9 protein-coding genes are annotated in these 12,007 nt (G+C 62.7%); 2 read left to right on the top strand and 7 right to left on the bottom strand.

Going from position 1 to position 12,007, the window contains the following annotated elements:
* Positions 1-12 precede the first annotated feature (12 nt).
* The 5 genes from DW024_RS00645 to rimP form a co-directional block, all read right to left on the bottom strand.
* Positions 13-1,056: a bifunctional oligoribonuclease/PAP phosphatase NrnA gene (locus tag DW024_RS00645; protein ID WP_118376694.1), complete on the bottom strand. Its 1,044-nt coding sequence runs from the start codon at positions 1,054-1,056 to the stop codon at positions 13-15.
* Entirely contained in the window at positions 1,049-1,459 is a 411-nt protein-coding gene (gene rbfA, locus DW024_RS00650) for a 30S ribosome-binding factor RbfA (RefSeq protein WP_006234038.1), read from the bottom strand. The genes DW024_RS00645 and rbfA overlap by 8 nt, the downstream gene beginning before the upstream one ends.
* A gap of 11 nt (positions 1,460-1,470) precedes the next feature.
* On the bottom strand, positions 1,471-4,185 hold the full coding sequence (infB, locus tag DW024_RS00655) for a translation initiation factor IF-2 (protein WP_118376695.1): 2,715 nt from the start codon (positions 4,183-4,185) through the stop codon (positions 1,471-1,473).
* Positions 4,186-4,276: 91 nt separating this feature from the next.
* Positions 4,277-5,524 carry a transcription termination factor NusA gene (gene nusA, locus DW024_RS00660; protein WP_117629484.1) on the bottom strand — a complete coding sequence of 416 codons (1,248 nt, stop codon included), beginning with the start codon at positions 5,522-5,524 and terminating at the stop codon, positions 4,277-4,279.
* 1 nt (position 5,525) lies between these two features.
* Positions 5,526-6,020, bottom strand: a complete 495-nt coding sequence (rimP, locus tag DW024_RS00665; RefSeq protein ID WP_118376696.1) for a ribosome maturation factor RimP — start codon at positions 6,018-6,020, stop codon at positions 5,526-5,528.
* A gap of 369 nt (positions 6,021-6,389) precedes the next feature.
* Here rimP and DW024_RS00670 point away from each other — a divergent pair, with 369 nt between their 5' ends.
* Positions 6,390-6,962 carry a hypothetical protein gene (locus DW024_RS00670; protein WP_118376697.1) on the top strand — a complete coding sequence of 191 codons (573 nt, stop codon included), beginning with the start codon at positions 6,390-6,392 and terminating at the stop codon, positions 6,960-6,962.
* A 104-nt stretch (positions 6,963-7,066) separates the two neighbouring features.
* On the opposite strand, the gene leuS is transcribed toward DW024_RS00670, so the two are convergent.
* Both leuS and DW024_RS00680 read right to left on the bottom strand, forming a co-directional pair.
* Positions 7,067-9,643 carry a leucine--tRNA ligase gene (gene leuS / locus DW024_RS00675; RefSeq protein ID WP_118376698.1) on the bottom strand — a complete coding sequence of 859 codons (2,577 nt, stop codon included), beginning with the start codon at positions 9,641-9,643 and terminating at the stop codon, positions 7,067-7,069.
* 259 nt (positions 9,644-9,902) lie between these two features.
* A complete protein-coding gene (locus tag DW024_RS00680; RefSeq protein WP_118376699.1) occupies positions 9,903-11,414 on the bottom strand; it encodes an IMP dehydrogenase in 1,512 nt (503 codons plus the stop codon).
* A gap of 193 nt (positions 11,415-11,607) precedes the next feature.
* On the opposite strand from DW024_RS00680, the gene DW024_RS00685 reads away from it, so the two are divergent.
* Positions 11,608-11,955 carry a winged helix-turn-helix domain-containing protein gene (locus DW024_RS00685; protein WP_118376700.1) on the top strand — a complete coding sequence of 116 codons (348 nt, stop codon included), beginning with the start codon at positions 11,608-11,610 and terminating at the stop codon, positions 11,953-11,955.
* Positions 11,956-12,007 lie beyond the last annotated feature (52 nt).

Raw genomic sequence — 12,007 nt, forward strand, 5'->3', positions numbered from 1 at the left:
CCATCCAAAAAGTTAGAGCTCGACGGTCACCGAAGCGGGATCCTCCCCTACCAGCTCGGCCAGCATGGGAAGTGCCGCGGTGAGCGTCTCGGAAATCGTTCCGGCGTTGGTAAAGCCGGCGGCAGCGTGGTGCCCACCTCCGCCAAAGTTGGCCGCAATCTCGGAAACATCAAGTTCGCCCTTGGAGCGCAGGTTGCCGCGCACCTTGGTATCGCCCTCGATGCCCTTAAGGAACAGGCAGACCTCGACGCCCATCACCGCGCGCACCACATCGACCAGGCCGTCGCACTCGTCCGAGGTGACGCCGCAGTCCTTAAGGTCGCTCTCGTAGGCGTAGCTATACGCCACGCGCCCGTGCGCGACCGTCTTGATGCGACCCATGACGATGGACTTGAGGTGCAAGAACTCGACACGCATGCTCTGATAGACCTCGAGCGCGACGCGCGCCGGATCGGCACCGTGCGCCACCAGACGCGAAGCAGCATGAAATGCTGCGGCGTCGGCGTTCTGATACTGAAAACGACCGGTGTCGGTAACCAGGCCGCACAGCAGGCAGGTGGCGATGCTGTCGTTTGCGGTAATACCGCAATCGGCCAAAAAGCGTTCGATGATCATGGCGCATGCAGCGGCATTGACACACCTGAGGCTGACCTCGGCAAACTCCTCGCGCGCCGGATGGTGATCGAAGCACACCACATGCTTGGAGCGACGAAGCACCTCGGCGGAATTATTGAGACGCTCGACGACCGGTACGTCCACCGAAATGAACAGGTCCGGATTGCCGGTGTACGCAGATGCCGGCACCAGGCGATCGGAGCCTTCCATAAAGCGGTAGATGCGCGGAACCGGGTCATCGTCTGCCAGCAGCAGCGCAATGTCCTTGTTGGGGAAAAACTTCATGAGCGAAAGGCCCAGACCCAACACGGAGCCCAAGGCATCACCATCGGGAGAAGTATGTCCCGAAATCGCAATGGAGGACGCACCCTCGATGAGCTCGAGGATGCGTCGCTGAATATCTGCAGACTCGCACGAGGCGAGGTCGGCGGAATTAGTCATCTAAAGCTGCCTCCTGGGCGGCATCCGCTATCGGATAGCCGTCCTCGTCCTTTTCGATCGCAAGCGTGGCGGGAACGTTTTCCAGCGCACGCGTGATGCGCTCGGCCTCATCGGTCGAGCGATCGATGCGAAAATCGAGCTCGGGCGTAACACGCCAATCGAGCGAGCGAGCCAACAGGCTGCGGATACGGCCCTTAGCGCTAGCGAGCGCCTCCATGACCTCGTCGTAGCGGCTCGCATCGCACGACACGTACACACGCGCGAACGAACGGTCCACCGCGACCTCGACCGCAGTCAGGGTGACCAGGTCGAGGCGCGGATCGGAAACCTCAAAGAGCAGGATATAACCGAGCTTCTCGCGAAGCTGCTCGCCCAGTCGGCGGGTTGCCTGCGTTTGCTTCATAGCGCTACCCCCTACTCGGTACGGGCAACCTGGTCGATACGGTAACCCTCGATCTGGTCGCCGGGCTTGATGTCCTGGAAGTTCTCCAGGCCAATGCCGCCCTCGGAACCGCTCTTGAGGCTCTTGGCCTCGTCCTTGTAGTGGCGCATCGAGGCGATCTTGCCGTTGAAGACCACGATGCCGTCGCGCACCAGACGCACGGAATCGGTCGCGGCGATCTCGCCCTCCTCGACGCGGACACCGGCGGCGATACCGACTTTGGGCACCTTGAAGGTGTCCAGGACGGTCGCGGTACCCGTGGAGACCTCGACCTCGGTGGGCTTGAGCATGCCGATACGGGCAGCGTCGAGCTCCTCGAGGCACTTGTAGATAACGTCGTAGCAACGGATCTCGACGCCCTCGCGCTCGGCGGCGGAGCGGGCCTTGCCGTCGGGACGCACGCCAAAGCCGATGATGATGGCGTTGGAGGCGTCGGCCAGGACGACGTCAGTCTCGTTGATGGCACCGACGGCGGAGTGGATCGTGTTGATGCGGACCTCGGACTGATCCATCTTGTCGAGCGAGTCCTGAAGGGCCTCGATGGAACCCTGGACGTCGGCCTTGATGATCAGGTTGAGCTCCTTGACCTCGGCGTCGGCGATGGTCTCGAAGAGGTTCTCGAGCGTGACGTGCTTCACGCGGCTCTGCTCCTCGATACGAGCCTTGAGCGAGCGCTCATCGGCCAGGGCGCGAGCCTCGCGCTCGTCCTCGAACACGCGGAACTCGTCACCGGCGTTGGGCACGGACTGCAGGCCCAGGATCTCGACGGCGTCGGAGGGGCCGGCCTCGGTGACGGCGTTGCCCTTGGGATCGAGCATGGCGCGGACGCGGCCGTAGGTAAGGCCGGCGACCAGCGTATCGCCCACGTGCAGGGTACCGCGGGTCACGAGAACCGTGGCAACCGAACCGCGTCCCTTGTCGAGCTTGGCCTCGAGGACGTTACCGGAGGCAAAGGTGTCGGGGTTAGCCTTGAGCTCGAGCACGTCGGCCTGGAGCAGCACGGTCTCGAGCAGGTCGTCGATACCGATCTTCTGCTTGGCCGAGATGTTGACGAACATGTTCTGTCCGCCCCACTCCTCGGGGATGATGCCGTACTCGGTGAGCTCCTGGCGCACGCGGTCGGGGTTGGCGCCCGGCTTATCGATCTTGTTGACGGCGACGACGATGGGTACGCCGGCGGCCTTGGCGTGGTTGATCGACTCGATGGTCTGAGGCATGACGCCGTCATCGGCAGCCACGATCAAAATGACGATGTCGGTCACCTTGGCGCCACGGGCACGCATGGCCGTAAAGGTGGCGTGGCCCGGGGTATCGATGAAGGTGATCTTGCGGTCGTTGATCATGACCTGCGAAGCGCCGATGGCCTGGGTAATGCCGCCCGCCTCGCCGGCAGCGACGCCGGTGTGACGGATGGCGTCGAGCAGGCTCGTCTTGCCGTGGTCGACGTGACCCATGACGGTGACGACCGGGGCGCGCGGCTTAAGGTCGGCGGGATCGTCGTAGAACGAGAAGGTGTTCTCCTCCTCGGGGGTGATGATCTTGATCTGACGACCAAGGTCGTCGGCAACGAGCTCGACGAGGTCGTCGGACATGGACTGCGTCATGGTGAGCGGCGTGCCCAGCAGGAACAGGCGCTTGATGATGTCGTTGGCCGGAACGTCGAGCGCCTCGGCGAGCTCCTGGACGGTAACGCCCTGGGAGACCTTGATGGCGTCGAGCTCCTCGGGGTTCACGCCCTGGGCCAGCGCCTCCTCAATCTTGCGCTCCTCCTGAGCCTTAGCAGCCTCGCGCTCGCGCTTCTCCTTGCGTTTCTTGCGGCGACCGGTGGACTCGCGAGAGGCCTCCTCGACGGCGGCGCGGGCCTCCTCGAGCACCTTCTCGCGGCTGTACTCCTCGGCCTCACGAGCCATGCGGCTGTAGTGATCCTCTTCGTTGCCGTGACCGCCCTTACGCTTCTTGCCCTTGCCCTGCTTGTCGGGGTTGGGGAAGTCCATGCCGGCAGCGACGTTGTTGCTGGCGTTAGTGCGATGGCTGTGCGGACGGCTCTCGGAGGCGTTGCGATCGGAGTTGCTGTCGGAGGCGTTACGATCGTTGCGACGGCCACCGCGGCGGTCGTTGTTGCCGCCACGACGGTTACCGCGCTCGGAGGCGCGCTCGGCCTTGGCCTTCGCCTCGGCGTCCTTCTTCTCCTTGAGCACGGTCTCCTGTGCGGCGATCTGGTCGAGCAGCGAACGGAAGCGCGAACCGGAGTCGGAAGCGGGAACGGCGCGGCGCTGGGCCTCGCGGGCAGCCTCCTCCTTCTCGCGAGCAAGGCGCTCCTGCTCGGCCTTCTTCTTGGCCTCGGCCTCGGCGCGGGCGGCCTCCTCGGCAGCCTGGGCTGCGGCAAACTGGCGGCGCTCCTCCTCGCGTGCCTTCTCGGCGGCGATGCGCTCGCGCTCGGCCTCGGCGGCGCGGGCGGCCTCCTCGGCGGCAGCTGCCTGCTCCTCGGCCTGCTTGGCGGCCTCGACTTCCTGAGCGCGGGCCTCGATCACCGAGGCAAGCTGCTTGCGGACCATGGCGACATAGGCGTCCTCCAAAGTGGAGGACGCGGACTTAGCGGGAATCTTCATTTCGGCGAGATGACCCATCAGTTCCTTGGAGGTCATGCCGAACTCTTTGGCCAGGGTGGACACACGGACTTTTGCCATATGACTTCACCTACCCTTTCTGGCACCTTGGGTGCCTAGAGACTGAACGAGCGTGGGAGACGCGCCGGGACCCGCCCGGCGCGACCGCGCGCTAGATCAGGTCCTCCGCATCATCGAAGGCGTCGGTGTCGTGGACACCGCAGAAACGGGAGCCGGGACGAGCCTGGTTGCGGCACTGGACGCCGTCCTCGGACACGTACTCGCAGCGGCGGACGTCCTCGTCCTCCTCGTCACCGATCAGGTCGGCGGCGGGCTCCTCGTGAACGGGAACGTTCTTGAGGATGTCGGCGGCAAGCGTCTCGGACTTGATGTCGATGTGCCAGCCGGTCAGGCGCGCGGCGAGGCGGGCGTTCTGGCCCTCCTTGCCGATGGCGAGGGACAGCTGGTCGTCGGGCACGATGACGCCGGCGTAGGCCTTCTCCTCGTCGATGAGGACGCGGGTGACCTTGGCAGGCGACAGGGCGTTGGCGACGTAGACGGCAGGATCGGCATCCCACAGGATGACGTCGACGCGCTCGCCACGGAGCTCGCCCACGACAGCGCGAACACGGCTGCCCTTGGGGCCGACGCAGGCGCCCACGGGATCCAGACGGTCGTCGAGCGAGTGGACGGCTACCTTGGAACGCTGGCCGGGCTCGCGGGCGATCGACTTGATCTGGACGGTGCCCTCATAGATCTCGGGCACCTCCTGCTCAAACAGACGACGCATGAGCTCGGGGTGGGTGCGGGAGATGACAATCGGCGGACGGCTGTGCTCGCCGCGAACCGGTTGCAGGTTGGAGTTGGGGTCGCGTACGTCGATGATCACGGCCTTGATGTGCTGGTTGTGCAGGTAGCGCTCGCCCATCGGGCGCTCGTTGCGCTCGTTCTCGTAACGGCGCTGGTCGAAGTGCGGCAGCTCGGCCTCGACGCCCTCGCGGATCTTGACGATCGTGAAGTCGGGCGTGGACTGCAGCACGGTGCCGCTGATGAGGTCACCGATGCGGCCGGAGAACTCCTCGTAGATCTGCTCGCGGGCGGAGTTGCGCACGATGGCGTTGATCTCGGCCTTGGCGTGCTGGGCGGCGATGCGGCTCGTGTTCTTGGGGGTGACGTCGATCTCCTCGAACTCGGTGAAGTTGCCCTCCTCGTCCATGGAATCGTCGATCGGCTCCAGGCGGTAGACGTAGATCTTGCCGGTGGTGCGGTCGATGGTCACCTTGGCGCCCCACTCAAGATGCAGGATCTCGGCATAGCTCTTGGCGAGCGACTGCTCCAGGCGGTCGATCAGGTAGAGCTGGTCGATGTGCTTCTCCTGGCAAAGCTCCATCAGGGCGGACATCATGTCGGATGCTGCCATCTTACTTTCCTTCCTTCGCGGGCTTGAAGTCGTAGGTGGGCTTCAACTTGCACTTTTTAACATCAGAGAAATCGAGGGTGACGGACTCGCCGTCCTCGAGCTCGAGGGTCACGTCGGTCTCGGTCGCAGCGGCAATCTTGCCGGCGTACTTGCGACGGCCCTCAGTGGCGGTGGAGGTGAGCTCACAGTTCTCGCCCACAAAGCGGGCAAAGTCGCACGGGCGGCGCAGCGGGCGCGCCATGCCCGGGCTCGACACCTCAAGCGTATAGCTCGAAGAGATAGGGTCGAGCTCCTCGATCACGTCGCCGACCCACTTGGTGTTGGCCGTGACGTCGTTGAGAGACAGGCTCTGACCCTCGGCACCCTCGATACGCACGCGCACGCAGGGGGCCTTGGTGGCGCCCACGAGCTCGACGTCGACGATGTCGACATCGAGCTGGGGAGCGACGGCCTCGAGCGCGTCGATGATCGCCTGCTCGGTCTTGGTCTTGACCATTGCGGCACCTCCATCCATACAAAAAAGAAGCGGGGCCGAAACCCCACTTCTTTCAATTACAACTTCATTTGCAAGCAAACTATACCAATAGCTGCGGAAACGCGCAAGCACAGTACGAATCTGCAGGTCAGCGTGCGCACAGCTTCTCCACAAGAATAGGACAATTAGGCGAGGACTCCTGTGCGGTGCTCCCCAAAAGCCCCAAAACGGGCCATGCGTCCCAGCGCACGGACCGAATCGGGCCCAATGGGCATTCCATCCCTGGGCGCACATCGGCCAGACTAGCGCTAAGAGGCATTCTGTAGCGAGAAAGCCTGCCGCACGCATTGTCCGCACAACCTTCCAGAATCTCTACGACAAGGAGGATCAATGGAACGCCTAGGCACCCTCTGCGTGACCGCGCTCGTCGTCGCTGCCTGCTCGTTCGCTTTGGCGGGCTGCAGCAACGTCGATGGTAAAACCGGACCATGCGAGCCAGATCTCGGCAGCACCAAGGCCATCGAGAAAACGACGCCTTCGGAGCGTTTCGACAAAATAGACGAAGATATAGTCGACCCCCAGGGCTTAGGTCCCGACCCTCAAGAACAGTTCCCCATCGACCTTGAGTCAGACGAGAACGTCCATGTTGCCTGCGTGGGCAAGGACACGGATGGCTACGGTGACGCCGTGTTGGTCTTTTCGGTGACAAACAACACCGATGTCGACATGATGTTTGGCGATGTCGATGCTTATGCCTACGTCAACGGTGTCGTCCGCGACGTGCGCATGCGCCAGCCCGTCGCCGCAGGCGAAGAAGCGACCGCGATGCTCACCTTTGTAGGCACCTTCGACGATCCAGACTTTGACGTGAACAACGACCTCAACGACATCTACCTCAACATCTGGATGTTTGAGGAGCAAAGCGGCAACGTCTACTTTAGGGACTTGGTACACATTCCGTAGAGGGTGACGCTCGGCACAAGCCAAGCAGGGCATATAACACAAAACGAGGGACGACCCAATCGGGTCGCCCCTCGTCTTTTGTGCGTCAACTATGCGCGTGGCGTTTACTTAACCACCAGGTTGACCAGCTTGCCGGGCACGCAGATGGCCTTGACGACCGTCTTGCCCTCGGTCCACTTGGCGACGGCAGCCTCGGCGGCAGCCTGCATTTCCTCGTTGGAGGCATCGCGGGCCACGTCAATGCGGCCACGGACCTTGCCGAGCACCTGGACGACGATCTGCACCGTGTCCTCGATGGACTCGGCCAGGTCAAACTCGGGCCAGGCGGCGGTGTAGGCGTTGCCCTCGCAGCCGAGTGCCTCGTGCCACAGCTCGTCGGCCCAGAACGGGCAGATGGGCGCCAGGACGCTCACAATGTCCTTGGCCACGCCGTAGCACAGAGCCTTGTCGCGGTCAGCACCCTCGGTGGCGTTGAGGTAGGCGCTCGCCGCGTTGACGAGCTCCATGACGGCCGAGATCGCGGTGTTGAACTGGCCGCGATCGAAGTCCTCGGTGCACTTGGCGATGGTGCGGTGACGCTCGCGGTAGAGCTTCATCGCGGTCTCGTCGAGCACGGACTTGTCGAAGGCCACGCTGGCGTCACCCGACTGGACGAGCTGCCACACGATACGCCAGGCGCGCTTGATAAAGCGGTTGGCGCCCTCGACGGCCTTGGGATCCCAGTCGAAGTCCTTCTCGGGCGGGGCGATAAACAGGATCGCCAGACGCATGGTGTCGGCGCCGTAGGGCTCGATAACCGAGCTCGGGGGCACCACATTGCCCTTGGACTTGGACATGGTGTCGCCGTTCTCGTCCTTGACCATGCCCTGGCACAGCAGGTTGGTGAAGGGCTCGTCCACGCTCAGCAGGCCCAGGTCGCGCAGCGCCTTGGTAAAGAAGCGGCTGTAGAGCAGGTGCAGAATGGCGTGCTCGATGCCACCGATGTAGTTATCGACGGGCATCCAACGGTCGGCCGCCTCGCGGGAGAAGGGCAGCTCGGTGTTGTGCGGATCGGTGTAGCGCAGGTAATACCAGCTGGAGCAGGTGAAGGTGTCCATGGTATCGGTCTCGCGCTTGGCCGGGCGGCCGCAGACCGGGCAGGTGGTCTCGTAAAAGTCCTTGCACTCGGCGAGGGTCTCGCCGGCGCCCAGGTCAAGGTTCTCGGGCAGCGTCACCGGCAGCTGATCCTCGGGCACGGGCACAATGCCGCAGTGCTCGCAGTGGATGGCCGGGATGGGGTTGCCCCAATAGCGCTGACGGCTGATGAGCCAGTCGCGCAGGCGGAACTCGACCTTGCGACGGCCGCAGCCCATAGCCTCGAGGTCGGCCACGATGGCAGCCTCGCCCTCGGAGTGCTTACCGCCGCGCATGCCGGTGTACTTGCCGGACTGGACGAGCGTGCCCTCGGCGGCGTGGGCGCAGTCCCAGTCGACGGTCTCGGCATGGAAGGTATCGATGGTCTCGCCGCTGGCCTCGACGGCAGCGCGATCGTCATCGTCCAGGATGATCGGCACGATCGGCAGGTCGTACTTGCGGGCAAACTCAAAGTCGCGCTGGTCGCCGCAGGGAACGGCCATGACAGCGCCGGTGCCGTAGTCGGCAACGACATAATCGGCAACCCACACGGGAACTTTCTCGCCGTTGACGGGGTTCACCACGTAGCGACCGGTAAAGGCACCGTGCTTCTCGAGGGTACCCTGGGCACGCTCGACGGCAGAGATATGCTTGGAGTCCTCGACGATCTTGGTGACGGCCTCCTCGTACTCCGTGCCCTCGACGAGCTCGTGCAGACGAGCGTACTCGGGAGCCAGGACAAAGAAGGAAACGCCAAAGAGGGTATCGGCACGCGTGGTGAAGACGGTGATCTTGCCCTCGTCGCCCTCGATGGGCTCGCCATCCTGGTCGCACAGGGTAAAGTCGACCTCGGCGCCCTCAGAGCGACCGATCCAGTTGGCCTGCATCTGCTTGACGCGCTCCGGCCAGCCGGGGAGCTTCTCCAGGTCGTCGAGCAGCTCCTGAGAGTACTCGGTGATCTTGAAGTACCACTGCTCAAGGTCGCGCTTCTCGGGCTCGGTGCCACAGCGCCAGCACTTGCCCTCGGTGACCTGCTCGTTGGCCAGAACGGTCTTGCAGGTGGGGCACCAGTTGACCGGGTTCTTCTTGCGGTAGACCAGGCCCCTTTCCCACAGCTTCTCAAAGATCCACTGACCCCAGCGGTAGTAGTCAGGGCTGCAGGTCTTGACCATGCGATCCAGATCGTAGGAGAAGCCCATGCGCTTCATTGTGGCGAGCGCCTGGTCCATATTCTTATATGTCCAGGCGGCAGCCTGCGTGTTGTGCTTGATGGCGGCGTTCTCGGCGGGCAGGCCAAAGGCGTCAAAGCCGATGGGATGCAGCACGTCAAAGCCGCGCATGCGGGCCTGACGGGCCATGGCATCGCCGATGGTATAGTTGCGCGCGTGGCCCATGTGCAGGTCGCCCGACGGATACGGGAACATCTCGAGCACATACTTTTTGGGCTTGCTGTCGTCGGTGTCGACGGCAAAAAGGTTGGAGTCCTCCCAGGCCTTCATCCACTTGGACTCAATGGCCTGCGCGTCGTAGGCAGGGATCTCGTCCTTATGATCTGTGCAATCGCACATATCAGCTCCTTTAATCTTAGCTGGGGTCGGTCGGCTTGGCTTTGTTCGCTACTGCGGACAGTCCTGCGCAAGACGAAGAGCACATTAAGTGCTCTTCTTTGCGTGCGGAACTTGTAGCGAACAAAGCTAAGCCGCCCGACCCTAAGGTTAACTCGCATGATGATAGCAAATACAACAAGCGAGATGCCTGCGACTTGCAGGCATCTCGCTTTATCTAAATAACGTGGTTGAGGCTCAACCTTTATGTGCAGGTCTTATCTTATCGATACGTTACGCTCTGTTGGGAGTCCTTGACTACGACGTCGTGGGCTCCGCCTTCGACGATCGAGGTCGAGGAGACCAAGGTCAAGCGTGCCTTTTGCTGAAGCTCAGGGATCGAGAGGGCGCCGCAGTTACACATCGTGGACTTGACCTTGTAGAGCGTACCGCCCACGCCGTCCTTGAGGGAGCCGGCGTAGGGAACGTAGGAGTCGACGCCCTCGACGAAGCTGAGCTTCGCGGCGCCGCCCAGGTCGTAGCGCTGCCAGTTGCGGGCACGCGCAGAACCCTCGCCCCAGTACTCCTTCATGTACTGACCGTTGACGTTGACGCGCTCAGTCGGGCTCTCGTCAAAGCGGGCGAAGTAGCGGCCCAGCATCATAAAGTCGGCGCCCATGGCAAGGGCGAGCGTCATGTGGTAGTCGTAGACGATGCCGCCGTCGGAGCACACGGGCACGTAGACACCGGTCTCCTCGTAGTACTCGTCACGGGCGCGGCAGACGTCGATCAGCGCGGTGGCCTGGCCACGGCCGATGCCCTTGGTCTCGCGGGTGATGCAAATGGAACCGCCGCCGATACCGACCTTGATGAAGTCGGCCCCGCAGTCGGCCAAGAAGCGGAAGCCCTCGGCGTCGACGACGTTACCAGCACCGACCTTGACGTCCTCGCCGTAGTTGGCGCGGATCCACTCGATGGTGCGCTTCTGCCACTCGCTGAAGCCCTCGGAAGAATCGATGCACAGGACATCGGCACCGGCCTCGATGAGCAGCGGCACGCGCTCGGCATAGTCGCGGGTATTGATACCGGCGCCGACCATATAGCGCTTGTCGTTATCGAGCAGCTCGTTGGGGTTGGTCTTGTGGCAGTCGTAGTCCTTGCGGAAGACGATGCCCATAAGGTGATCGTTGTCGTCGACGATAGGTAGGGCGTTGAGCTTGTTGTCCCAGATGACGTCGTTGGCAACCTTGAGGCTGATGTTCTTGTCGCCCACGATGAGCTGCTCGCGCGGGGTCATGAACTCGGAGACCTTCTTCTGGTGGTCATCGCGGCTGGGACGATAGTCACGGCTGGTGACGATGCCCAGGAGCTTGCCCTTGGGAGTGCCGTCGTCGGTGACCGGCATGGTGGAGTGGCCGGTCTTCTCCTTGAGCTCGATGACCTGCTCCATGGTCATGTCGGGTGTCAGCGTGGAATCGGACTGAACGAAACCAGCCTTGTGATCCTTAACGGCCTTGACCATAGCAGCCTCGGACTCGGGGGTCTGGGAACCGTAAATGAAGGACAGGCCACCCTCGGTAGCGAGCGCGACACCCATGTCGACGCCCGAGACGGACTGCATGATGGCGGAAACCATGGGGATGTTCAGGGTGATTGCCGGCTTCTCACCGCGCTTGAAGCGGGTTAGCGGCGTCTTAAGAGAGACGTTGTTGGGGATGCACTGCGAAGACGAGTAACCAGGGACCAGCAGATACTCCGAAAACGTGTGGGACTCACCGGGAAAGAACGTAGCCATGTTTCTCCTTTTTCCATGCGACCGGTCGGCTGCAGGCCTCGTAGGACCCAGCCCAACCTTGGGCGCCCAATACTGGGGAAGTATCTTAACGCACTTTGACTGCTACAATGCATGGTTTAGAAAGAGCACACGAGGGTTTGACGCAGGCTTTGCGTTTGCCCAGCAAACACTTTAGCGGGAAGACGTGAAGCACATGGAGTACAAGACGACGGCAAAGCTGGTCATTCAAGCGTGCGACAAAGATCTGCCGGGCGTGTTCGGCCACGGTTGTGTCTTGCTGCTGCAGGGCATCGCCCGCGAGCACTCGCTCAACCGCGCCGCCAAGAGCATGGGCATGGCGTATTCTAAGGCCTGGCGCATCGTGAACGAGGCCGAAGGGCAGCTGGGATGCAAACTCATCGAGCGCGACGGCGCCCGCGGATCCACGCTCACGCCGGCCGGCGAGCGCGCCATCGAGGCCTATGAAACGCTGCAGACGGAGATCAACAACGTCATAGCAACCCGGGCCGACACCCTCATTGCCACCATCACCGAAAAGTAGCTCATTTGGGACGGGGCTTTTTAGCAACGATGTCCCCTTCTTGTGCCAGGCC

The sequence above is a fragment of the Collinsella sp. AF37-9 genome (assembly GCF_003475115.1).
In the GTDB taxonomy this organism is placed as follows: Bacteria; Actinomycetota; Coriobacteriia; order Coriobacteriales; family Coriobacteriaceae; genus Collinsella.

Bases quoted from the DNA above. Each gene is read 5' to 3' on its own strand.
- DW024_RS00685 (WP_118376700.1), top strand. From the start codon at position 11,608: ATGGAGTACAAGACGACGGCAAAGCTGGTCATTCAAGCGTGCGACAAA.
- infB (WP_118376695.1), bottom strand. From the start codon at position 4,185: ATGGCAAAAGTCCGTGTGTCCACCCTGGCCAAAGAGTTCGGCATGACC.
- leuS (WP_118376698.1), bottom strand. From the start codon at position 9,643: ATGTGCGATTGCACAGATCATAAGGACGAGATCCCTGCCTACGACGCG.
- rbfA (WP_006234038.1), bottom strand. From the start codon at position 1,459: ATGAAGCAAACGCAGGCAACCCGCCGACTGGGCGAGCAGCTTCGCGAG.
- rimP (WP_118376696.1), bottom strand. From the start codon at position 6,020: ATGGTCAAGACCAAGACCGAGCAGGCGATCATCGACGCGCTCGAGGCC.
- DW024_RS00680 (WP_118376699.1), bottom strand. From the start codon at position 11,414: ATGGCTACGTTCTTTCCCGGTGAGTCCCACACGTTTTCGGAGTATCTG.
- DW024_RS00670 (WP_118376697.1), top strand. From the start codon at position 6,390: ATGGAACGCCTAGGCACCCTCTGCGTGACCGCGCTCGTCGTCGCTGCC.
- DW024_RS00645 (WP_118376694.1), bottom strand. From the start codon at position 1,056: ATGACTAATTCCGCCGACCTCGCCTCGTGCGAGTCTGCAGATATTCAG.
- nusA (WP_117629484.1), bottom strand. From the start codon at position 5,524: ATGGCAGCATCCGACATGATGTCCGCCCTGATGGAGCTTTGCCAGGAG.